Origin of the sequence: Cupriavidus sp. TMH.W2 (genome assembly GCF_050847365.1) — a bacterium.
GTDB lineage: Bacteria > Pseudomonadota > Gammaproteobacteria > Burkholderiales > Burkholderiaceae > Cupriavidus.
On the sequence record NZ_CP193793.1, the window covers coordinates 1656036 to 1678226 of the forward strand.

A 22191-nucleotide genomic window follows, 5' to 3' on the forward strand; every position below is an offset into this window, starting at 1 on the left:
ATGATGAGCGGCAACCTCAAGATTGGCATCGCCTCACTGGAAGACTTCAAGGCCCGCACCATGGCGATCGCCCGCGGCAAACTCAAGCCCGGAAAGGATGAGCCCAAGGTCTGGTTTCAATCGCTGGACGTGCTGGCAAAGGTCCTGTCCCCAGCCAATCGCCAATTGCTCGCGCTGATCGCGGAAACGAATCCTGAATCGCTCGAAGAGCTATCGCAGAAAACCGGACGGGCCGTGTCGAACCTGTCGCGGACACTCCGCACGATGGAGGGCTACGGCTTGATTCACTTCGAACAAGGGCCACGCCGCAGGCTTGCTCCGCGCGTTGACTACAGCGGCGTGGAGCTTGAGCTTGCTTTTCACTAGCGTCCGCTGACATGGTTGGCGGCATGGCCGGCGCGTGCTGCTCAGCGGTTCGGCGCTGCTGATCCTGGTGCTGGCGTGGCCCATGTGCCTGCGCGAAGACTTGCTGGTGCGCGCCAGCGACGCCAGCGCCAGCCTCGGCGGCGGCGACTACGTGGTCTGGCAGCGCGACCGGATGGAGCCGGCCGCTGCGCGCGCGTTCCGCAACTGGCTGGTGCGGCAGGCGACGCCGTCACCAGCCTGATCATTCAGGAACCCGCCTTGTAATTCGTATCCTTGACGATCTTGACCCACCTTGCCGCATCCTCGGCAATGGTCGCGCCGAACTGCTCCGGCGTGCCTCCCACCACCTCATAGTCGATCGCGGCCAGGCGCTGCCTGATTTCCGGCTGCGCCAGGATGCGGTTCATTTCCTGGTTCAGCCGCGTGACGATCTCCTTGGGCGTGCCGGCCGGCGCCAGCAGGCCCGCCCAGGAATTGAACGCCATGCCGTCATAGCCGGCCTCATGCATGGTCGGCACATCCGGCAGCGCGGGCGAGCGCTTGGGCGCGAACACCGCCAGCGGACGCAGCTTGCCGGCCTTGATCATCGCCATGCCGTTGAACGGATCGATGGTCATGTCCACCTCGCCCGCCACCACCGCCTGCATCTGCGGCCCGGTGCCGCGGTAAGACACGCTGACCACGTCCGGCGTGCCCGCTGCGGCCTTGAAGGTGGCGCCGATCAGCTCGATCATGCTGCTGCCGGCCGACAGGCTCAAAGGCTTGCTCTTCGACCTGGCCAGCGCCACGAACTCCTGCACGGTCTTGGCCGGCACCGACGGATGGACCACCATCACGAAGCCGATATTGCTGATCTGCGAGATTGGCGCAAAGCTCTTCAGCGGCTCATAGCCGGCCTTGTACAGCACCGGGCTGAGGGTCTGCGCGCCGGCGCTGTTGAGCAGCAGCGTATAACCGTCTGGCGCCGCGCGCGCCACGACGTCCGTGCCGATGATGCCGTTGGCGCCGGGGCGGTTTTCCACCACCACCGACTGCTTGAGCGCCTCGCCCAGCTTCTGCGAGATCAGCCGCGCCACCACGTCGGTGGCCCCGCCGGGTGCGAACGGCACCACCATGCGGATCGGTTTGCTGGGATAGGTGTCACTCCAGGCCAGAGCAGGCATCGCGCCCAGCACGGCGGCGCACAGCATCAGGCGGCGGCGCGAGTTCGGTTTCATCGGGTTGTCTCCTGGACGGCGGTTGTCGGAAGCCGGCGATATTCATATTTATGAATTCGATTTTACGCATATAAATTACCTCGTCAACCGAGGGTATGTGCGGACGGGTGGCCGAGACCAGCGCGCTATGCGCGCTTCGAGTCCAGGGAAGTGCCGGGCGCGTGAGTGCTGGCGCGGTGGAGGACCCGTGGCCAGGGTCCCCACCGCGCGACGCCGCCTCAGGCGGCACAGGCAGCCGCCTGCACCCCCATTTCGGCAAATACCTCGGCAATGGCCTTGACGGCCCCCGGGATCCCGGCATCACCAAAATGGCCGATGCATCCCACACGGAACGTTTCGACCTCGGTCAGCTTGCCGGGATACAGAATGTAGCCGCGCGCCTTCACCTTCTGGTAGAAGGTCTTGAACGCATAGTTCGGATCGTCGGGTGCGTGAAACGTCACGATGATCGGTGCCTGCACCGAGCGGTCGAGATAGCTGCGCACCCCCAGGGCCGCCATGCCGTCGAGCAGCAACTGGCAGTTGCGGGCGTAGCGCGCGCCGCGGGCGGCGAGCCCGCCCTCCTCCATATATTGCTGCAAGGCCTGGTCGAGCGCGGCGACCACATGAGTCGGCGGGGTGAAGCGCCACTGCGTGGTCTTCTCCATGTATTGCCACTGGTCATGGAGATCCAGTGCCAGCGACTGGCTGTTGCCCTCGGTTGCGGCCAGCGCCTCTCTCCGGGCGATGACGAAGCCCATCCCCGGCACCCCTTCCAGGCATTTGCCCGACGCAGCGATGACCGCGTCGAAACGGACCCGTCGCGCATCGATGTCAAGCGCGCCAAACGAGCTCATGGCATCGACAATCAGCCCCCGGCCATGGCTGGCAACCACCTTCGCGATGGCCTCGAGCGGGTTGAGCACGCCGGTGCCGGTCTCGCAATGGACCACGGCGACATGCGTGATGGATTTATCGTTCTGCAATGCGGCATCGATGTCTTCCGGCCGCATGATCTGGTCCTCGGGAAAGTCCAGGGTAGACAGCCGGCGACCCATGGTGCGGCAGATACGCGCAATGCGCCGGCAATAGGCGCCGTTGACCGGCACCAGCACATGCCCGTCGCGCGGCACCATGGTGCCGATGGCGGCCTCCACCGAGAAGGTGCCGCTGCCTTGCATCGGGACGCATTCATGAGTGCCTTCGCCGTGGACGATGGCAAGAATCTGCTTGCGGATGCGCCCGGTGATGGCATTGAAATCGCTGTCCCAGGAGCCCCAGTCGCGCAGCATGGCTTCGCGCGTACGGTCGGATGTGGTCAGCGGACCGGGGGTCAGCAGGATCGGGGTGGTCATGCGGTGTCTCCTTGCAGTATTCAGTGTTGCCAGTGATGGATTCAGTGCCTGGCGAGGGTGCGCCAGCCCTGGGTGCGCGCCAGCAGCACGCGCGTGCACAGGGCGTAAAGGATGCAGACCACCGTGGAGGTCAGCACGATCAGGCTGGCGAGCGCCGCGGCGGACCCAATGTCGCCCGCGTCGTCCATGTGCATGATGGCCACTGAGGCGAGAATGGTTTCAGGCGTATAGAGGAAGATCACGCACGACAACGTGGCCATCGACACCACGAAGTAGTAGCGGGCGATATCCAGCACCGCCGGCAGGCAAACCGGCAGCGTGACCCGGAAGAACGTCTTGTAGAACGGCACCTTCAGCGACGCGGACACCGCCTCGAACTCGTTGTCGATCTGCTTGAGTGCAGTCACCGCGGTCAGGTGGCTGGACGTGTAGTAGTGGATGATCGTTGACTGGATGACCAGGATCATCGTGTTGTACAAGAAGTTCAGCGGATTGGACGGATGGTTGAAAAACACCACGTAACCGAGGCCCAGCACCAGGCCCGGCACAGCCATCGACAGCACTGCCAGGAAATGCATGGCCGGCCGCATAAAGCCGAGGTTGCGGGTTTTCTCGATCAGGTAGGCGCCCGCGAACACGATCAGCGAGCCGAAGAACGCGGTGGTGGTCGCCAGCACCAGGCTATTGCGGTATGCCACCGCCATGTCGCTCTCGAACAGCACCGTGTGGTAGTTCCGCAGCGACAGCGTCAGATCGTAGGGCCAGAGCTTGATCAACGATGTGTACACGGCCATGCCGATCACCGCCAGCAGGAGCAGGCAGACCACGGTGCTGTAGGCGCCCAGCAGGAAGTTGGCCCACCGGTTGTGCTTGGGCACATATGGCACCGAGCGCGCCGTCAACTGGGCGCGCAGCTTGCGCCGCACCACCGAGTCGATCACGAACGAGATCACCGAGGGGATCAGCAGCAGCATGCCGACCACGGCGCCCATCGAGAAGTTCTGCTGGCCAATGACCTGCTTGAAGACATCGATGGACAGCACGTTGAAATCGCCGCCGATGACCTTCGGCGCGCCGAAGTCAGAGATGACATAAGTAAAGGTCACGGTGGCCGCGCTGATGAGCCCGTACTTGCACGACGGCAGCGTGATCGTGGTGAATTTCCTCAGGTTGCTCGTGCCCAGCGCGCTGGCTGCCTCATACAGCCGTCCGTCGGCGAGCGACAGCGCGGTGACCAGGATCATCAGCGCATGTGGAAAGGTGTTGTAGACCTCGGCGATCACGATGCCGGGCGCGCCGTAGATCGAGACACCACCCAACAGCCACTTCAGCACGCCCTGATTGCCAAACCACTGCACGAAGGAGATCGCCGACAGTAGCGATGGCGCCAACAGTGGAATCAGGGCAATCAGCCTGAAGGTCGCCTTTAGCGGGGCCGGCAGCGTGCTGCGCGTCAGCGCATAGGCAAAGATGAATGCGGCAGGAACCGAAATACTGGCGACGCTCAGCGCCAGCACAACGGAATTGCGCGCCGACTGCAGCAGGTAAGGTGTGTGCAGGTAGGTGACAAAGTGCGCCAGGCCAACGAAGTTGCCTTGCCGGTCGAGCAAGGCGTTGACGAGGATGGCGCACAGCGGTGCCAACAGGAACAGCACCAACGCAAGCAGGACCGCCGCCAGCACGCCGCGCGCGAGCCAGTCGTCCCAGTTGACGCGCGCCAGCGGCGCGCGCGCCGCGCGTTGGCGTGGCAAGGCCAGGTCATTCATCTCCGTCTCCTAGGCAGTGGCGGCCGCGAAGGCCTGGATGCGGTTGGCCCGCAGCGCAAGGCGGAGCGAGCGCCCCGGCCTGACCTCGAAATCGTGGAACTGGTCGAGGGTGAACTTGAGCGACAGCGTCTGGCCCGGCAGGTCATCGCACTGAACTTCAGCGATGCAGGAGTCGCCCAGGAACTCCACCTTGTCCACGCGAGCCTGAATCTGGTTCGGCGTCAGCGGCGGCAGGTTGCCGATCTTGCGGTCTTCCGGACGCAAGTAGAGGTTCACCGCCGTACCGGGGGCGAAATCCCGTGCGCAGCCCTCGCACTGCAACTCCATCTTGCCGACCCGGTACCGCTGCCCGCCCAGCGCGACGCCAGACAGCACGTTGACCTTGCCGACAAAGTCCGCCACAAATGGCGATGCCGGGCGTTCATAGACCTCGAGCGGCGTGCCGATCTGCTCGATCGCGCCATGGTTCATCACAACGATGCGATCGGCCATGGACAGCGCCTCCTCCTGATCGTGCGTGACCATGATGGTGGTAACGCCCACCTGCTGCTGCAGCCGGCGGATTTCGCCACGCAAGCGCACCCGCTCAAGCGCATCCAGCGCGGACAGCGGCTCGTCGAGCAACAGCAGCTTGGGATTGGTGGCCAGCGCCCGCGCCAGGGCCACGCGCTGCTGCTGGCCGCCGGACAGCTGGCTTGGATACTTCTTGCCAGAGGTGGGCAGGCCGACCAGGGCCAGCAACCTGGCAACGCGCGCATCCACCTCGGCGCGAGCGGTGCGCCGGTTCACGAGCCCGTAGCCGACGTTGTCCGCAATGGTCAGGTTCGGGAACAGTGCGTACGACTGAAACACGATGCCATAGTCGCGCCGCGAAGGCGGCAGCCTGGAGATGTCGCGGCCGCTCTGGCTGATGGTGCCGGCCGTCTGTGCCTCGAGCCCTGCGATGATCCGCAGCAGCGTGGTCTTGCCACAGCCAGATGGGCCCAGCAGGCAAAGCATCTCGCCCTGGCGGACCGTCAGGTCGACCCCGCGCAGCGCGCAGAACGAATCAAAATCCTTGCGTACTCCCCTGATCTCGAGGGCAGCCGGCATGCTCGCCCCGTCACCGGCGATTTGGATGCTACTCATGTCCATGATGTATCCGAAGTCGAAAACAGCCTGGAGCACCGTCCGCGCAGGAAGGGACGGTGCCGGAACGAAACGCCTGCTCAGCGGCCGGCGACCTTGCTTTCGTAGCGCCTGCCCCATTCGGCCAGGATGCGGGTGCGGTTCTTGGCCGACCAGTTGAAGTCGTTCTTGCTGAAGCGCTGTTCGTAATCGTCGGGGATGCCGTCGAGCTTCTTCGCTACGCCTGGATAGGCGACCACGGCCCACCAGTTGGCGTGGATCTGGTTGGCGTCGCGGCTCGCCATCCAGTCGGCAAAACGCCTGGCTTCGGCCAGCTTCCTGGTGGTCTTCATGATGCCGGTGGCTTCAATGTCCCAGCCGAGGCCTTCTTTCGGGAAGATCAGATCCACTGGCGCGCCAGTCTTGCGCACCTGGTGGGCGCGGAACTCAAACGAGATACCGATCGGGAACTCGCCGGTGGCGGCTTGCTGGCAGGGCTTGGAGCCGGAGTGCACGTACTGGGCCACGTTCTGGTTGAGGGCGTCCATGTACTTCCAGCCCTCGGACTCGCCCCACATCTGCAGCCAGGCGGTGACATCCAGATAGCCGGTGCCGCTCGAAGCCGGGTGCGGCATCGAAATGTGGCCCTTGTAGACCGGCTTGGTCAGGTCCTTCCATGTCTCAGGCTTGGGCAGCCCCAGCTTCTGCGCTTCCACGCGATTGAAGCAGATCGTCGCTGCCCAGACGTCCATGCCGACCCAGGCGGGCGGCCGCGCGCTGTCGGAGTAGGCGGCATTGAGCGCGGCAAAGCCCTTGGGCTCATAGGCCTGCAACATCCCCTCCTGCTTCAGCAACTCCAGGCTGCTGGCAGCGAGGCCGGCGACGACATCGGCCTGCGGATTCGCCTTTTCGGCCAGCAGGCGCGCTGTGACGATACCGGTGGAATCGCGCACCCAACGCACCTCGATGTCGGGATTGGCTTTCTCGAAGGCCTCCTTGTACAACCGCATCGCATCGGTTTCCAGCGCGGTGTAGACGCTGAGCGAGGTTTTTTGCTGGGCGTGGGCCGCCGCGGTCCAGAACGCGCAGGCAAGTGCGCAGACTGAGGCGGCTGCGGCAGCCGAGCTGCGCAGGGTGGCGTTTTGCATGAATGTCTCCGGTCTGTATGAAGTGCAGATCTGTGCCTGACTTGTGATCCCGCCGCCACGGTCGAATCCGGCACGTGGGGTAAGATGGAATTCAATGTAGACCGTCAATCGTCGACTGTCAAACGTAGATTGCCAACTGTTGACAATTTACAGTTCATTGCCTTTAATGGAGACATGGAAATGACCTCTGCCCTTCAGCTGCTGCGTTCCAGTTCGCTGCCGATGCTCGTCCAGGACGAGATCGAGCGAATGATCATGACTGGCGAACTGGCGCCGGGTATGCGCATCAATGAAAGCGACGTGGCTGCCGGCTTCGGCACAAGCCGCGGGCCGGTCCGGGAGGCGCTGCGCGCGCTCGAGGAGGCCGGGCTGGTGCGCAACGAGAAAAACCGCGGCGTGTTCGTGCGAGAGATCCAGCTGGAGGAAGTCGAGGAAATCTATGAGCTGCGCGAAGCACTGGAAGAGATCATCGGCCGCCGGGTGGCGCAGCGCATGGATGCCACGCTGCTGCAACACCTCGATGAACTGGTGGGCGCAATGGAAGAAGCCAGCGTGCACAAGGATGCGGGCCAATACGCAGCACTGAACCTGCGCTTCCACGAGCGGCTGCTGGAAGCCGCTGGCAGCCGCAAGCTCGCTGAAACTTACCGCCGCCTTGTCAAGGAGCTGCATCTGTTCCGGATGCAGGCCCTGACCAAGGGCGGCGGGCTGGACGTATCGGCCGACGAGCACCGCTCGATCCTGGCTGCGATTGCGTCCGGCGAACCCGCGCGCGCCGGCGCCGCGTTGCGCAAGCACGTGGCCGCCAGCCGCGCGCGGATGCTGAAGGCGCACCGGCAACAGGCGCAAACCGGCGGCCGGTCACCGTAAATTCTTCTCCAACGGGAGCGACAGATGGCAACGACGAAGATCGAAGTGAATGGCAGGGGATATCGCCGCAGCGATGCCCCGGTCGTGGTGGTGTGCGTGGATGGCTGCGCCCCCGAATACTTGCAAGCCGCATCCGCCGCGGGCGTGGCACCCCACCTGACGCGGATGATGGCGCAAGGGGCCAGCCTGCTCGGCGACTGCGTGGTGCCGTCTTTCACCAACCCGAACAACCTCTCCATCGTCACCGGCGTGCCACCGGCCGTGCATGGCATCTGCGGCAACTACTTCTTTGACCGCGATGCCGGCCGCGAGGTCATGATGAACGATCCGCGTTACCTGCGCGCCCCTACCCTGCTCGCGGCCTTTGCCGACAATGGCGCGCGCGTGGCCGTGGTGACCGCCAAGGACAAGCTGCGCAAGCTGCTCGGTCATGGCCTGCGTGGCATCTGCTTCTCGTCGGAGAAGGCCGACGAAGCCACCGAGGCGGAAAACGGCATCAGCGATGTGGTAGCCATGGTCGGCATGCCAGTGCCATCGGTATACAGCGCGGAGCTTTCCGAGTTCGTCTTCGCCGCCGGCGTCAAGCTGATGGAGCGCGTGCGGCCTGACCTGACGTACCTGTCCACGACCGACTACATCCAGCACAAGGCGGCGCCCGGCAGCGACACCGCCAATGCCTTCTACGCCATGATGGATGGCTACCTGGGGCAACTCGATGCCCTGGGCGCCACCATCGTGCTGACTGCCGACCACGGCATGAACGACAAGCACGGCCCCGACGGCGAGCCGCGCGTCATTTACCTGCAGGACCAGCTCGACCGCTGGTACGGCGCCGGCGCTGCCCGCGTCATCCTCCCCATTACCGATCCGTATGTGGTCCACCACGGGGCGCTCGGATCTTTTGCCACGGTCTACACGCCCGACGCAGAATCGGCCGCGCGCTGGATCCCCCGCATTGCCGACCTCGACGGCATGGAGGCCGTCCTGACGCGCGAGCAGGCCGCGGCACGCTACGAGCTGCCTCCCGACCGCATCGGCGACATCATCGCCGTATCGCGCCGCGACGTGGTCATCGGCACCTCGCGCGAGCGCCACGACCTGTCCGGCCTGGACGCACCGCTGCGCTCGCACGGCGGCGTGTCGGAACAGGTGGTGCCGCTGGTCTGCAACCGCCCCCTCCGCGGGCTGGACCCGGCGCGGCGGCTGCGCAACTTCGATGCTTTCGACCTTGCGCTGAACTACGCGCATTAATCGCCCAGAGGGCGGCCAACCGCCTCGCCCAATCCCTTAGGAGACACCATGAACGCACCGGAACGCGCCGGCGTGCGGCAGGAAGCCCTGCGCATCGCTGGCGAGAAAATCTACCGCAACGATGTCATTGAAGTGACCTACCCGTACACCGGGGAAGTCATCGCCACCGTGCCCAAGGCCACGCTCGACGACGTGCGCCGCGCCTACCGCATCGCGCGCGACTACCAGCCCACGCTGACGCGCTATGAGCGCTACAAGATCCTGATGCGCGCGGGCGAGATCATCGCCTCGCGCCTGGACGAGATCTCGCGCACCATCACGCTGGAATCTGGCCTGTGCCGCAAGGATTCGCTCTACGAGGTGGGCCGCGCCTCCGACGTGCTGCTGTTTGCCGCCAACCAGGCGCTGGTCGACGACGGCCAGGTGTTCTCGTGCGACCTGACCCACCACGGCAAGAGCCGCAAGGTCTATACGCTGCGCGAGCCGCTGCTGGGCGTGATCACCGCGATCACGCCGTTCAATCACCCGCTCAACCAGGTCATCCACAAGGTGGCGCCGTCGGTGGCGACCAATAACCGCATGGTGCTCAAGCCCAGCGAGAAGACACCGCTTGCGGCTTTCATGCTGGCCGACATCCTGTATGAGGCCGGGCTGCCGCCGCAGATGCTGTCGGTCATCACCGGCGATCCGCGCGAGATTGCCGACGAAATGCTGACGCATCCGGACGTCGACCTGGTGACCTTCACCGGCGGCGTGCCGATCGGCAAGTACATCGCCGCCACCGCGACTTACAAGCGCCAGGTGCTGGAGTTGGGCGGCAATGACCCGATCATCGTGATGGAAGACGCGGACCTGGAAGAGGCCGCCACGCTGGCCGCCAGCGGTTCGTACAAGAACTCCGGGCAGCGCTGCACGGCGATCAAGCGCATGCTGGTGCATGAGTCGGTGGCGGATCGTTTTGTCGATCTGCTGGTGGCCAAGACCGAAGCACTGCACTACGGCGATCCGATGGATCCGAAGATGGATATGGGCACAGTGATCGACGAGGCCGCCGCGATCCAGTTCGAAAAGGTGGTCAATGAGGCCATCGCCGCCGGCGCGAAGCTGCGCTGCGGCAATATCCGCCGCGGCGCGCTGTACTCGCCGACGGTGCTTGATCACGTCGATCCTGAAATGACCGTGGTGAAGCATGAGACCTTCGGGCCGGTGTCTCCGGTGATCCGCTTCAGGGATATCGAGGATGCGATCCGCATTTCCAACGGCACCGCCTACGGGCTGTCGTCGTCGGTCTGCACCAACCGGCTGGACTACATCACCCGCTTTGTGCGCGAACTGAAGGTCGGCAGCGTCAATGTGCGCGAGGTGCCGGGGTATCGGCTGGAACTGACCCCGTTCGGTGGGATCAAGGATTCCGGCCTAGGCTACAAGGAAGGGGTGTTGGAGGCGATGAAGAGCTTCTGCAATACCAAGACCTACTCGCTGCCCTGGTAACCGGCGCAAGCTATCCGACGCAAACCAAGACAAGGAGACATCATGAAAATCGGAGTCCCCAGGGAAATCAAGAACCATGAGTATCGCGTAGGCCTGACACCCTCATCGGTACGCGAGATCGTGGCACACGGCCACACCGTGCTGGTCGAGACCGGCGCCGGAGCCGGCATCGGCGCCGGCGATGAAGACTACCGCAAGGCAGGCGCCACCATGGCGGGGTCCGCCGCGGAGGTGTTTGCCAAGGCGGAAATGATCGTCAAGGTCAAGGAACCGCAGGCCGCGGAACGCGCCATGCTGCGCGAGGGCCAGATTCTCTTCACCTACCTGCACCTCGCGCCAGACCCGGACCAGTGCGCCGACCTGGTCAAGAGCGGCGCAATCTGCATTGCTTACGAGACCGTGACCCAGGCCGGCGGCGGCCTGCCGCTGCTGGCACCCATGTCGGAGGTAGCGGGACGCATGTCGGTGCAGGCGGGCGCGCATTGCCTGGAGAAAGCAAGTGGCGGCATGGGCATTCTGCTCGGCGGCGTGGCCGGCGTGGAACCGGCCAGGATCGTGATCCTGGGCGGCGGCGTGGTTGGCTCCAATGCCGCGCAGATCGCAGTCGGCACGGGTGCGCAGGTGGTGGTCATCGACCGCAACATTGACGTGCTGCGTCGCATGGACCGCTTGCTGGGCGCGCGCGTGATGACCGTGTATTCCAACCAGGACAATCTGGAGCGCCATGTGCTGTCGGCTGACCTGGTGATTGGAGGCGTGTTGGTGCCGGGCGCCGCTGCGCCCAAGCTGGTGACCCGTGCCATGGTCGACGCCATGAAGCCGGGCGCGGTCATCGTCGACGTCGCCATCGACCAGGGCGGCTGTTGTGAAACCGCGCACGCCACCACCCATGCGGAACCGACCTACGCCGTTGGCAATGTGCTGCACTACTGCGTCGCCAATATGCCCGGGGCCGTGCCGCGCACATCCACCTATGCGTTGAACAACGCCACGCTGCCGTTTGCATTGCAGCTCGCCGACAAGGGCTGGAAGGCGGCATTGTCAGGAAACCCGCATCTGGCAAACGGATTGAACGTCGCGTTCGGCAAAGTGACTTGCCGTGAAGTCGCGCAGGATCTTGGCTACGAATACGCGAACCCCTCAGCCGTCCTGGCAGCCTGAGACCGCTCACGCGGACTGCGCTCCTTCCGGAGCGCAGGGAATCTCAGCGGCCCGAACCCGCCGGTGCCGCCATCGCAGCGGCAGCTTGCGACCCTCTCCAATCCCGCCTCTAATAGTCTTGAGTACCGTCCAGGCAACGACGGTCGGGAGGCGAAATGCGCTGCAGCCGTTGTGGCTTTGCAAACCTTGCGGGGGCGAACTTCTGTGAGGAGTGCGGGACACGCCTAGCCCGCGTTTGCCCCCAGTGCGGAGAAGAAGCCACTGCAGCCGCGAAGTTCTGCCGCGCCTGCGGCTTTGCGCTCAGCGACGCCCCGACCAGCGCCGCGGCAACGTCGGCCGCGCCCCCGCCTGCCGCGCCGGCCCCGGTCCAGTACACCCCGCCCCACCTGGCCGACCGCATCCTGGCCGAGCAGGCGGCGATGGAGGCCCGGGGCGAAACCGCCGGCGAACGCAAGACCATTACCGCCCTGTTCGCCGACATGGCGGGTTCCACCGCGCTCACGCAAGACCTGGATCCTGAGGACGCGCGCCGGCTGATCGACCCCGTGGTGACGCTGATGATGGAGGCCGTCCACCACTACGAGGGCTACGTCGCCAAGTTCCTCGGCGACGGCATCCTGGCGCTGTTCGGCGCACCGATTGCCCATGAGGACCACGCCTTGCGCGCGCTCTACGCGGCGCTGCGCATGCAGGACGCAATGCACCGGCACAGTGACCGCGTGCGCCTGGAGCAAGGCATTCCGCTGCAGATCCGCATCGGCATCCATACCGGCGAAGTGGTGGTGCGCTCGATCCGCAAGGACGACCTGCACACCGACTATGACCCGGTCGGGCATACCATTCATATCGCCTCGCGCATGGAGGGCATCGCCACGCCGGCATCGATCCTGGTCAGCGAATCGACCCACAAGCTGACCGAGGGCTATTTCGAGTTCACGGCGCTGGGCACCACGCACGTCAAGGGCGTGCGCGATCCGCTGGCGGTGTATGAGGTAGTGGGCCTGGGCGCGTTGCGCACGCGCCTGCAGGTGGCCGCGCATCGCGGCCTGGCCCGGTTTGTCGGGCGACAGGACGAGCTGGAGCACCTCAACGCGGCGCTGGATCACGCCAAGGCAGGACACGGGCGCATCGTTGCGGTGGTCGGCGAGGCTGGCGTCGGCAAGTCCCGGCTGTTCCATGAATTCAAGGTCAGGTCGCAGCAAGGCTGCCTGGCGCTGGAGACCTTCTCGGTCTCGCACGGCAAGGCCTTTGCCTACCTGCCCCTGATCGAGATGCTGAAGAACTACTTCCAGATCACGGCGCAAGACAGTGACCGCTCTTGCCGCGAGAAGGTGACCGGCAGGCTGCTGACGCTGGACCGCTCGCTGGAAGAGCACCTGCCTTACCTGCTCTATCTGCTCGGCGCAGTCGAGCCCGATTCGCCGCTGCCGGCCATGGACGCGGCCATCCGGCGCCAACGCACTTTCGACGCCATTGCGCGGCTGCTGGTCCGGGAAAGCCTCAACCAGCCGCTGGAAGTCATCTTCGAAGACCTGCAATGGCTGGACGGCGAAACCGAAGCCTTTCTCAATATGCTGGTCGACCATGTTCCGGGCGCGCGCATCCTGCTGCTGGTGAACTACCGCCCGGAGTATCGCCATCGCTGGCATGCCGGCGGGCATTACTCCCAGCTGCGGCTGCAGCCGTTGGGGCAAGCCGAGGCCCAGGAGCTGCTGACCGCGCTGCTCGGCGACGCCCCCAGCCTGGTGCCGCTGAAACGGCTGGTCCTCGACAAGACCGAAGGCAACCCCTTCTTCATGGAAGAAGTGGTCCAGACCCTGGCCGAGGAAGGCACGCTGCTGGGCCAGCCCGGCCGCTACCGGATCGAGAAGGCGCCGGCGCTGCTGCACATCCCCACCACCGTGCAGGGCGTGCTGGCCGCACGTATCGACCGGCTGCCGCTGGCCCAGAAGGAGCTGCTGCAGACGCTGGCGGTGATTGGCAAGGAGTTTCCGCTGAGCCTGGTCCTGCGCGTAACCGGCCTGCCGCAAGACCAGCTGCACACGCTGCTGGCAGACCTGCAGGCGGCCGATTTTGTCTACGAACGCCCGGCCTTCCCGGAAGTCGAGTACGTCTTCAAGCACGGGCTGACCCAGGAGGTGGCCGGCAGTTCACTGCTGACCGAGCGCCGCAGCGCCTTGCATGAAAGCTCCGCCCAGGCCATCGAGGCCATCTTCCACGGCCGGCTCAAGGACTACTGCAGCGATCTGGCGCACCACTACAGCCACAGCGGCAACATCCCCAAGGCGGTCGAGTATCTGCACTGCGCCGGCCAGCAGGCGCTGCAGCGCTCCGCGCAGGAGGAAGCCATCCGGCACCTGAGCGCCGCCATCGAACTGCTCAAGCGGCAACCCGACAGCACCGAACGCGCGCGCCTGGAATTAACGTTGCTGCTGACGCTCGGGCCGGCACTGTTTGCCGCCCGGGGCCAGGCTTCACCCGAAGTGGAGGCCAATTACCGGCGCGCGATGACTTTGTGCGAGCAAGGCCGGCAGACGCCCTATGTATTCTCGGCGCAGTTGGGGCTGTGGGCGTTCTATCAGCTCCGCGCGAATTACCAGGTCTCGCTGCCGCTGGCCAAGCGCCTGCTTGCGCTGGCCATGGAATCGCAGAAGCCCAAACAGCTGGCCGAGGGCCATCGCGCGATGGGCGCCACGTTGTTCCGCCTGGGCATGCTGGTCGCCGCGCGCGAGCATATGGAGGCGGTGCTCGCCGTGCCGCACCCTGAGCATTCGACCTACGACTTCCTGACGGGCTACGGACGCGACCCGGCCGTCCATGCCACCGGCACCCTGGGCTGGATCATGTGGTACCTGGGCTTTTCCGACCAGGCGCTCGCGCGCAGCCAGGAGGCGCTGGTGCTGGCCCGCGCGCGCCCGGATGCGTACAACCTGGCGCTGTGCCTGGTGTTTGCGGCGGAACAGCACCGGTGGCGGCAAGACGTCCGGATGACAAGAGAGTATGCGGAAGCCGCCATCGCCATATCGGGCGAACAGGGCTTCCCGATCTACCTGGCCTGGGGAACAGTCCTGCAGGGCTGGGCGCTGTCTGAACAGGGCGATCACCGGGAAGGCATAGCGCTGATGCGCCAGGGCGTGGCCGCCTATGAGGCAACCGGCGGGGAACTGGGCATGCCGAACCTGCTGACCATGCTGGCCGAGGGCTGCGGCAAGGCTGGCCAGCCCGCTGCCGCACTGGACGCGCTCACCCAGGCACAAGCCATGGTGGAAGAGACCGGAGAGCGGCTCGATGAAGCGGCTGTGTACCGCCTGCGCGGCGACATGCTGCTGCGCTTGTCGGCGCAAGGCGCCGGCTCTGGCGCCGACAGCGAGGAAGCCGAAGCCTGCTTCCAGCGGGCAATTACGGTCGCCCGCGCCCAAGGCGCAAAGCCGCTGGAACTGCAAGCCGCCATCAGCCTGGCCCGGCTGTGGCAACAACAAGGCAAGCGCGCGGCGGCGCATGAAACGCTGGCGCGCATCCACGGCAGCTTCAGCGAGGGCACCGATAGCGCTGACTGGCTGCAGGCGCAGGCACTGCTGGCGGAGCTGGCCGGCCACAATGTCTATGATCCAGGGCCTGCACGCACATGACCGCAACCCCAGGCGCCCCTCTGCAAGACCGTTTTGCCGCGCTCTGGACGATTGCGGGCGGCACGCGCGCGGCAGACGTTTACGCCGACCTGGCCCGTTGCTACGGCGAGCCGACACGGCACTACCACACCCTGGACCATGTGCGCCGCTGTCTGCATGACCTGGACTGGGCCCGCAGCGCGATACCGGATGCCGTCGACGTGGAGCTGGCGCTCTGGTGCCACGACGTCATCTACGTGGCCGGCGCCACCGACAACGAGCGGCGCAGCGCGGCATGGCTGCGGCACTGGTCGGGCGGCACCATCGCCGCGGCCGAGCGCGTTGCCGGCCTGATCCTGGAAACCACGCACGCCGATGTGCCGGCAAGCCTGGCCGGCCGTTTCACCGCCGATATCGACCTGGCCGCGCTGGGGTGCAGCCGCGCGCGCTTCCAGCATAACGGCACCTGCCTGCGGGCCGAACGCACCGACCTGGACGACGCCGCTTATGACGCCGCCGAGCGCGCCTTCCTGGGCCGGCTGCTGGCCAGCCCGCGCATTTACTTCACCGACCTGTTCCAGTCGCGCTTCGAGGCGCAGGCGCGCGCCAACCTTGCCTGGCGCCTGGGGCAACCGGGTCTGCCTGGTGCCTAATGACTAGAGGAATTCGCCGCTGATATCGATGCTGGAGCGCTGGCCGACGTTGTCGTAGTTCCGCTCCAGCCATGTGGCCGCCGCTTCCCGGCCCTTGTCGCGCAGCGAGCACAGAAAATCCCAGTCGGCGTTGTACTTGGTGGAGATCCCCAGCGCGGCCATGGTCTCGTCCGAACGGATCGAGTGGATCCACATCTCCTTCATCTCCTTGCCATCGACCTTGCCCTGCTGGATCAGCGAGGTGACAAAGGCGATGGCGCGCATCTCCCGCATCAGCGATGAGTTGAAGCTGACCTCGTTGACCCGGTTCAGGATCTCCGCGGCCGTGGTCGGCACCCCGCGGCGCACGATCGGGTTGATGTGGACGATCACGACATCGCGCGTCTGGCAGTGGTAGATCAGCGGATAGATCGCCGGGTTGCCGACATAGCCGCCGTCCCAGTAATGCTGGCCGTCGATACTGACTGCCTGGAACAGCGTCGGCACGCAGGCCGAGGCCAGCACCGCGTCAATGCTCAGTTCTTCCGGCGGGAAGATGCGTATGCGGCTCGTCTCGATATTGGTCGCGCAAAGGTAAAGCTGGATCGGGCAATGTTCTCGCAGCGCCGCAAAGTCCACCTGGCTGCCCAGTACGTCGCGCAGCGGATTGAGATTGCTGGGATTGAACTGGTACGGTGACAGGAGCCGCAGCGTGATGTCGGCCATCGCGTACAACGGGGAATGGTTCAGGCCCAGGGTATGGCTGCCCTTGAACCACGGCAGCCAGCGAAACGGGTTGAAGCGCTGCGCCGAGTTCGCAATCGCCAGCCAGAAGTCATGCAAGGCCAGGCGCGCGCCGTCGCTTCCGCCCCGCATCAGGCCATAGGCCAGCACCGTGCCGTTCATGGCGCCGGCACTGGTGGCGCTGACGCCCTCGATCGCCAGACGGCCGTCCTCCAGCAGCCGGTCGAGCACGCCCCAGGTAAAGGCGCCATGCATGCCTCCGCCTTGCAGGGCCAGCGCCACGGGCTTGGGTTGTGCAGGCTCCGGCTGCATAGATTCTTCCCTTCAGCGGCGGAGACCCGCCATGCTCAAGTGTAGGGAAGAACCATGCATGCAGCGTAGGGCAGCGCGAGTGTTGTGACACACTCGGCGGTGGCCCGGGCCATCAAGGCACTACAATGGCCGCATAAAAGCAGACCGGCTCCTTTTGTGCGCCACATACATCACTTACCGGCTCGCCCAGCCATCCACCGTCCGGCCTCGCTGATCGTGGCCGCCAGCCTTGTCCTGGTCTTCATGATCGCAGGGCTTGGCGCATTCGCCCTGGTGCAGATGCGCCGGGACGCCATGGACAATGCCGGCGTCGCGGCGGCCAACCTGGCGCTGACGCTGGAACGCAGCATCACCCGCAATCTGCAGATCCACGAGCTGTCGATTGGTGGCGTGGTGGAAGCCATGCACGATCCCGCACTGCTGACGCAACCGCCGGCGCTGCGCCAGCGCCTGCTGTTCGACCGCTCGATCAACGCCGAAGACATGGGTTCGCTGCTGGTCGCCGACGCCAACGGCAAGCTGGTGTACGATTCGCACCAGTGGCCGCCGCGTCCGGTCGATGTCTCCGACCGCGACTACTTCCAGGCCCACCTCGGCGCCGATCACGGCGGCGTGTTCCTGAGCCGGCCGTTCCAGCCGCGCCTGACGCCCGAGAACAAATCCATCGGCATCAGCCGGCGGCTCTCCGCGCCGGACGGCAGTTTTGCCGGCATCGTGGTCGGCACACTGCGCCTGCAGTACTTCCGCAAGCTGTTCGATGGCGTCAGCCTTGGCGCCGGCGGCACGCTGACGCTGGTGCGCACGGACGGCACCATCATCATGCGGCGTCCCTATGAAGCGGAATCGATCGGGCGCGACATCTCCTCCAGCCCGTCGTTCGCGCCGTTGCTGCAGGGCACGCAAGGCACCTTTATCGGCGTCGCGGCGCTTGACGGCGTGCAGCGGCTCTACAGCTTCCGGCGGGTCCCGGGCTTTCCGCTGTTGGTCGTGGTGGGTCGCGCCACCCACGACGTGCTGGCACCGTGGTACAAGCGCGCATGGATATTCGGCGCCCTGATCTGCGCCCTGGACGCCGCCATCATCGCACTCTCGCTATTGCTGTCGCGCCAGTGGCGGCGCCGGGTGGAGATGGAGGAGCACCTGCGCTGGATGGTCAACACCGATGCCCTGACCGGGCTGGGCAGCCGGCGCGCGCTGGACGATGCCGCCGACATGGAATGGAGGCGTGCGCGCCGCCACAGCCAGCCTTTGTCGCTGCTGATGCTCGACGTCGACCACTTCAAGGAATTCAATGACCGCTACGGGCACCAGGCCGGCGACGATGCGCTGGCCGCGGTAGGGGCCTGCATCCAGGGGCACATACGGCGTCCCGGAGATTACGCAGGACGCTATGGCGGCGAAGAATTCGCCATCCTGCTGCCCCACACCGGCGCCGCCGGCGCGGCCGCCAGGGCGCAGACCATCCGCGCCGCGGTCGAGGCCTTGCAGATCCCGAACCCGGCGGGCGCCAACGGCGTGCTGACGGTCAGCGTCGGCGCGGTGACCGACGCCAACATCCCTGGCAGCGAACAGGGTTTCGCCGAACTGCGCGCCTTTCTCCGTGCCGGCGACGAAGCGCTCTATCTGGCCAAGCGCTCCGGGCGCAATTGCGTGGCAACTTTCGGCACAGCCACGGCGGCGATGGCGTCTTGAGCGTCCCTTCCGCCACGTCAGCTACGCCAGTTCGAATCCATCCCGCGCGGCCACTGCGGCGCGGTGGAAGTCATGCCGGACTTCTTCCTCGCGCGACCAGATCCGCTTGACCGGCTGTTCCGCAGCTTTCAAGGCCGGGCTCTCGGCAAACTCGTGGCGCCTGCAAAAGTTGCATGGCGTGCTAGTCGATACTGCAACCGCATGACCCATACGGCATCCGCAGCCGCGCCCAAGGTCTCCGCACGGCCCGCGCCGGATACCTGCCCGGATGGCGTATCCCTTGCACGACGAGCGCGTCAAAACGGGGCGGGACCGCTAGTGAGCCATGCAGCCGCCGGTGCCTGCACTGGCGGCTGCACCGGCGTCAGCGCGCCGTGCCCGAACCGCTGGCCGCACCGCTGCTGCCGCTCGACGTGCCGCTCGGGCTGGTCGAGCTGGTCGCGCCGGACGTTCCGGTGGAGGCGCTGGAGCCAGGGGCGCTGCGGCTGCGGTTCTGTTCCGTCACCGAGCCCGAGCCCGACAGCGAACCGGAGCCGCTGGTACTGCCGGTGGCGGTGCAGCCTGCCACGATGCCAAGTGCGAGCAGGGCTGTGCCGATGCGTAGAGTTGTTTTCATGTCTTCCTCCAACTAGCAGATTGGCGGCAAGGCCTGGCGCATGGCACAGCCTGCCGGCGAGCGCGCTGGAATCGCCGCTGCGCTGCGAAAGACGCAACTGGCGTACCAGTGGAGAGGTGCGAGAGCGGTGCCGGCGACGCAGCCCGCGGTAATGCAAGAAAGGAGGATGATCGCCGCCCTGTCACAGTAAGAAGTGCTCGACGCGGGTAAAAATTACCACGCAACTGCGCACCATCAAGGCGCTGGCGCGGTTGTTCAGCCTCGGCTGAAAACGCCAGACTCCGCTCCTAACGCGCCAGGGTCCACTTATGGGCGTAGCGGTCCGGGCGGAACAACAGGTCTGCGCAAAGCACCGGCATGCCCTCGATATCGTATGGCGTGCAGCGCAGCCGCAGCAACGGCTCGCCCTCGGCGACGCCTAGCCGGCGTGCGGCCTCGGCGGGCGCCGCTATCGCGGTGGCTTCCATCGCCACGTCCCTGAAGCGGTACCCCAGCCGGCTTTCAAACAGCGCCATGGCGTCGTTGGTTTCCAGGTCTTCCTGCACCAGGCGGCGCATCAGCGGCTCGGGGCCCATCAGGTTGAAATAAGCCACCGCGGCATCGTCCCAGTAGCGCACCGTCGCCACGCTCAACACCTTCTCGCCGGGCTGCAGCCGCAGCGCTGCCGCTACATGAGCCGGCGCGCGCATCAGGCGCACGGAAGCCAGCTTGCCATAGGCCAACTGGCCGCGGGCGCGGGCAGTCTCATAGAAGCCTGTCAGCGCGCCGAGGCTCGGCGTGTCCGCCGGACGGGTTACAAAACTGCCTTTGCCATTGACCTTCTCGATCAGGCCAGCGTTGTGCACGCCGGACAGGGCCTGGCGCACGGTGATCCGGCTGACGCAGAACTCGGCCATCAACTCCGCCTCAGACGGGAGTTTTGCGCCTGGCCCCCATGTATTGCAGGCAATCCGCTGGCGGATCTCGTTTTCGATCTCTTTGAACCTGGGCAGCGCCACGTGTTTCCCGCCTTGGCGGCGGCTCCGAACTGGGTGAGCCGATTATACCTATCATGATAGGTGGCGTCATAGCCTATTGACCTGTTATAACAGGTAATGGCAGTATCTATCGTCAGCAGATGTGTGCATCCACCGAAGATCACCGCATGCTGGCAACTCAGGAGACACCAAATTGAATACCAGGGCATCACAAGACCCCGCGGGGCCGGCGGCGGAGTTCGATTACATCGTCATTGGCGCGGGATCGGCCGGATGCGCCGTGGCCGGGCGCCTGGCTGAGGACCCCAATGCAACGGTAGCGCTGCTGGAGGCGGGGCCGCATGACCATCACTACTCGATCTGGGCGCCGGTGGGTATTGCCGCGGTCGTCGCCAAGGCCGGGCCGCGCAACTACGCCTACTACACCGTACCGCAACCCGGGCTGAACGGGCGCCGCTCCTACCAGCCGCGCGGGCGCGGCCTGGGCGGCAGTTCGTCGATCAACGGCATGGTCTATATCCGCGGCCACCGGCGCGACTATGACGATTGGGCCGCTCTGGGTTGCCGGGGCTGGAGCTTCGAAGACGTCCTGCCCTACTTCCGCCGCAGCGAGCGCAATCCTCGGCTCGCCGGCCAGGAACACCCCCTGCATGGCAACGACGGCCCGCTGCACGTGAGCGACCTGCGCTCGCCCAACCCGTTCGCGCAGCGCTTTGTCCAGGCTGCGATGCAGGCCGGCCTGCCGCACAATGACGACTTCAATGGCCTCAGCCAGGAAGGCGTGGGCCTGTTCCAGGTGACGCAGCGCAACGGCGAACGCTGGAACGCGGCACGGGCCTACCTGCACGGCGGCAATGCGGCGGACACGGCGCTGAACGGCGGCCGCCGCGGGCTGGCAGTGCTGACCGACACGCAGGCGCTGCGCATCGTGTTTGAAGGCAAGCGCGCTGTCGGCGTGGAAGTCTTGCGCAGCGGCATTGTGCAAATGCTGCGCGCACGGCGCGAGATCGTGGTCAGCGGCGGTGCCTTCAACTCGCCGCAACTGCTGCTGGCCTCCGGCATCGGCCCGGCAACGCAGTTGCGCGGCTTCGGCATCGAAGTGGTCCATGACCTCCCGGGCGTGGGCGAAAACCTGCAGGACCATCTCGACATCATCGTCAACAAGCAGCTGCAGACCACCGAGCTGTTCGGCAAGACCGCCCGCGGCATGCTGCGCCTGGCGCGCGAAGTGCTGCGCTACCGGCGCGCGCGCACCGGCATGGTGTCGTCCAATGTTGCCGAGGCCGGGGCCTTCCTGCGCACCCGCCCTGAGCTGGAGATCCCCGACGTGCAACTGCACTTTGCCGTGGCGCTGCTCGGCAACCGCAACCTGGGCAATCTCGGCCACGGCTACTCCTGCCACGCCTGCGTGCTGCGGCCGAAGAGCCGCGGCCATGTCCGCCTGCGCAGCGCGGACATGCGCGAAACGCCGGTGATCGACCCGCGCTTTCTGTCGGCCGAAGAGGACATGGCCGGCATGGTCGAAGGCGTGCGCGCGATTCGCCGCATCTTCGCGCAGCCGGCGCTGGCGCAGCACGGCGGGCGCGAGATCCTGACCGACGCCTTCGGCCCCGACAGCAGCAATGAAGCCGCCATCCGCGACTTCGTGCGGGCCCACGCGGACACGGTCTACCACCCGGTCGGCACCTGCAAGATGGGCGTCGACGAGATGGCGGTGGTCGATCCCGACTTGCGCGTGCATGGCGTGGAGGGCCTGCGCGTCGCTGACGCGTCGATCATGCCTACGCTGATCGGCGGCAACACCAACGCGCCCGCCATCATGATCGGCGAAAAGGCCGCGGACCTGATCAAGGCCGCGCTCCGCTAAGCCGGCTCACACCCTGCGTTGTCAACCACAAT

The 22191-nt window shown here is 65.7% G+C and carries 17 protein-coding genes and 1 pseudogene; 10 read left to right on the plus strand and 8 right to left on the minus strand.

Annotation, left to right across the window (positions count from 1 at the left end; genetic code table 11):
* Positions 1 to 3 precede the first annotated feature (3 nt).
* Entirely contained in the window at positions 4 to 366 is a 363-nt protein-coding gene (locus ACREYQ_RS25055) for a helix-turn-helix domain-containing protein (protein ID WP_013953158.1), read from the plus strand.
* 82 nt (positions 367 to 448) lie between these two features.
* A pseudogene (locus ACREYQ_RS25060) lies at positions 449 to 607 on the plus strand (LysR substrate-binding domain-containing protein); the annotation flags it as partial.
* A 4-nt stretch (positions 608 to 611) separates the two neighbouring features.
* On the opposite strand, the gene ACREYQ_RS25065 reads toward ACREYQ_RS25060, so the two are convergent.
* The 5 genes from ACREYQ_RS25065 to ACREYQ_RS25085 form a co-directional block, all read right to left on the minus strand.
* Positions 612 to 1583 carry a Bug family tripartite tricarboxylate transporter substrate binding protein gene (locus tag ACREYQ_RS25065; protein ID WP_432260684.1) on the minus strand — a complete coding sequence of 324 codons (972 nt, stop codon included), beginning with the start codon at positions 1581 to 1583 and terminating at the stop codon, positions 612 to 614.
* A 218-nt stretch (positions 1584 to 1801) separates the two neighbouring features.
* Complete coding sequence (locus ACREYQ_RS25070; protein WP_432260685.1) at positions 1802 to 2917, minus strand: 2-aminoethylphosphonate--pyruvate transaminase; 1116 nt, start codon at positions 2915 to 2917, stop codon at positions 1802 to 1804.
* Between the two features lie 41 nt (positions 2918 to 2958).
* Complete coding sequence (locus tag ACREYQ_RS25075) at positions 2959 to 4683, minus strand: putative 2-aminoethylphosphonate ABC transporter permease subunit (RefSeq protein WP_432260686.1); 1725 nt, start codon at positions 4681 to 4683, stop codon at positions 2959 to 2961.
* 9 nt (positions 4684 to 4692) lie between these two features.
* Positions 4693 to 5817 (minus strand): putative 2-aminoethylphosphonate ABC transporter ATP-binding protein, encoded by a 1125-nt coding sequence (locus ACREYQ_RS25080; RefSeq protein WP_432260687.1) that lies wholly within the window; start codon positions 5815 to 5817, stop codon positions 4693 to 4695.
* Positions 5818 to 5891: 74 nt separating this feature from the next.
* A complete protein-coding gene (locus tag ACREYQ_RS25085) occupies positions 5892 to 6938 on the minus strand; it encodes a putative 2-aminoethylphosphonate ABC transporter substrate-binding protein (RefSeq protein WP_432260688.1) in 1047 nt (348 codons plus the stop codon).
* Positions 6939 to 7118: 180 nt separating this feature from the next.
* Between ACREYQ_RS25085 and ACREYQ_RS25090 the strand changes: the two genes are divergently transcribed.
* From ACREYQ_RS25090 to ACREYQ_RS25115, 6 genes are all read left to right on the plus strand, one after another.
* Positions 7119 to 7808, plus strand: coding sequence for a phosphonate utilization associated transcriptional regulator (locus tag ACREYQ_RS25090; protein WP_432260689.1), 690 nt, complete (start codon positions 7119 to 7121; stop codon positions 7806 to 7808).
* A gap of 24 nt (positions 7809 to 7832) precedes the next feature.
* Positions 7833 to 9059 carry a phosphonoacetate hydrolase gene (phnA, locus tag ACREYQ_RS25095; RefSeq protein WP_432260690.1) on the plus strand — a complete coding sequence of 409 codons (1227 nt, stop codon included), beginning with the start codon at positions 7833 to 7835 and terminating at the stop codon, positions 9057 to 9059.
* Between the two features lie 48 nt (positions 9060 to 9107).
* Positions 9108 to 10550 (plus strand): phosphonoacetaldehyde dehydrogenase, encoded by a 1443-nt coding sequence (gene phnY / locus ACREYQ_RS25100; protein ID WP_432260691.1) that lies wholly within the window; start codon positions 9108 to 9110, stop codon positions 10548 to 10550.
* A gap of 42 nt (positions 10551 to 10592) precedes the next feature.
* Positions 10593 to 11711, plus strand: a complete 1119-nt coding sequence (gene ald / locus ACREYQ_RS25105) for an alanine dehydrogenase (protein ID WP_432260692.1) — start codon at positions 10593 to 10595, stop codon at positions 11709 to 11711.
* A gap of 155 nt (positions 11712 to 11866) precedes the next feature.
* Positions 11867 to 15340, plus strand: a complete 3474-nt coding sequence (locus ACREYQ_RS25110; protein ID WP_432260693.1) for an adenylate/guanylate cyclase domain-containing protein — start codon at positions 11867 to 11869, stop codon at positions 15338 to 15340.
* On the plus strand, positions 15337 to 15972 hold the full coding sequence (locus tag ACREYQ_RS25115) for an HD domain-containing protein (RefSeq protein ID WP_432260694.1): 636 nt from the start codon (positions 15337 to 15339) through the stop codon (positions 15970 to 15972). The genes ACREYQ_RS25110 and ACREYQ_RS25115 overlap by 4 nt, the downstream gene beginning before the upstream one ends.
* A 3-nt stretch (positions 15973 to 15975) precedes the next feature.
* Here the strand turns inward: ACREYQ_RS25115 and ACREYQ_RS25120 are convergent, their stop codons facing one another.
* Positions 15976 to 17007, minus strand: a complete 1032-nt coding sequence (locus ACREYQ_RS25120; RefSeq protein WP_432260695.1) for a patatin-like phospholipase family protein — start codon at positions 17005 to 17007, stop codon at positions 15976 to 15978.
* 216 nt (positions 17008 to 17223) lie between these two features.
* Between ACREYQ_RS25120 and ACREYQ_RS25125 the strand changes: the two genes are divergently transcribed.
* A complete protein-coding gene (locus ACREYQ_RS25125; RefSeq protein ID WP_432260696.1) occupies positions 17224 to 18699 on the plus strand; it encodes a sensor domain-containing diguanylate cyclase in 1476 nt (491 codons plus the stop codon).
* Between the two features lie 364 nt (positions 18700 to 19063).
* Here the strand turns inward: ACREYQ_RS25125 and ACREYQ_RS25130 are convergent, their stop codons facing one another.
* Together ACREYQ_RS25130 and ACREYQ_RS25135 are read right to left on the minus strand one after the other, a co-directional pair.
* Entirely contained in the window at positions 19064 to 19315 is a 252-nt protein-coding gene (locus ACREYQ_RS25130) for a hypothetical protein (RefSeq protein ID WP_432260697.1), read from the minus strand.
* A 287-nt stretch (positions 19316 to 19602) separates the two neighbouring features.
* Positions 19603 to 20313, minus strand: coding sequence for a GntR family transcriptional regulator (locus tag ACREYQ_RS25135; protein ID WP_432260698.1), 711 nt, complete (start codon positions 20311 to 20313; stop codon positions 19603 to 19605).
* A 172-nt stretch (positions 20314 to 20485) separates the two neighbouring features.
* On the opposite strand from ACREYQ_RS25135, the gene ACREYQ_RS25140 reads away from it, so the two are divergent.
* Positions 20486 to 22159, plus strand: coding sequence for a GMC family oxidoreductase (locus ACREYQ_RS25140; RefSeq protein WP_432260699.1), 1674 nt, complete (start codon positions 20486 to 20488; stop codon positions 22157 to 22159).
* Positions 22160 to 22191: the final 32 nt, after the last annotated feature.

What these genes read in the sequence shown, in the direction of transcription:
- ACREYQ_RS25055 (WP_013953158.1), top strand. Translation starts at nt 4, where the DNA reads ATGAGCGGCAACCTCAAGATTGGCATCGCCTCACTGGAAGACTTCAAG.
- ACREYQ_RS25065 (WP_432260684.1), bottom strand. Translation starts at nt 1,583, where the DNA reads ATGAAACCGAACTCGCGCCGCCGCCTGATGCTGTGCGCCGCCGTGCTG.
- ACREYQ_RS25070 (WP_432260685.1), bottom strand. Translation starts at nt 2,917, where the DNA reads ATGACCACCCCGATCCTGCTGACCCCCGGTCCGCTGACCACATCCGAC.
- ACREYQ_RS25075 (WP_432260686.1), bottom strand. Translation starts at nt 4,683, where the DNA reads ATGAATGACCTGGCCTTGCCACGCCAACGCGCGGCGCGCGCGCCGCTG.
- ACREYQ_RS25080 (WP_432260687.1), bottom strand. Translation starts at nt 5,817, where the DNA reads ATGGACATGAGTAGCATCCAAATCGCCGGTGACGGGGCGAGCATGCCG.
- ACREYQ_RS25085 (WP_432260688.1), bottom strand. Translation starts at nt 6,938, where the DNA reads ATGCAAAACGCCACCCTGCGCAGCTCGGCTGCCGCAGCCGCCTCAGTC.
- ACREYQ_RS25090 (WP_432260689.1), top strand. Translation starts at nt 7,119, where the DNA reads ATGACCTCTGCCCTTCAGCTGCTGCGTTCCAGTTCGCTGCCGATGCTC.
- phnA (WP_432260690.1), top strand. Translation starts at nt 7,833, where the DNA reads ATGGCAACGACGAAGATCGAAGTGAATGGCAGGGGATATCGCCGCAGC.
- phnY (WP_432260691.1), top strand. Translation starts at nt 9,108, where the DNA reads ATGAACGCACCGGAACGCGCCGGCGTGCGGCAGGAAGCCCTGCGCATC.
- ald (WP_432260692.1), top strand. Translation starts at nt 10,593, where the DNA reads ATGAAAATCGGAGTCCCCAGGGAAATCAAGAACCATGAGTATCGCGTA.
- ACREYQ_RS25110 (WP_432260693.1), top strand. Translation starts at nt 11,867, where the DNA reads ATGCGCTGCAGCCGTTGTGGCTTTGCAAACCTTGCGGGGGCGAACTTC.
- ACREYQ_RS25115 (WP_432260694.1), top strand. Translation starts at nt 15,337, where the DNA reads ATGACCGCAACCCCAGGCGCCCCTCTGCAAGACCGTTTTGCCGCGCTC.
- ACREYQ_RS25120 (WP_432260695.1), bottom strand. Translation starts at nt 17,007, where the DNA reads ATGCAGCCGGAGCCTGCACAACCCAAGCCCGTGGCGCTGGCCCTGCAA.
- ACREYQ_RS25130 (WP_432260697.1), bottom strand. Translation starts at nt 19,315, where the DNA reads ATGAAAACAACTCTACGCATCGGCACAGCCCTGCTCGCACTTGGCATC.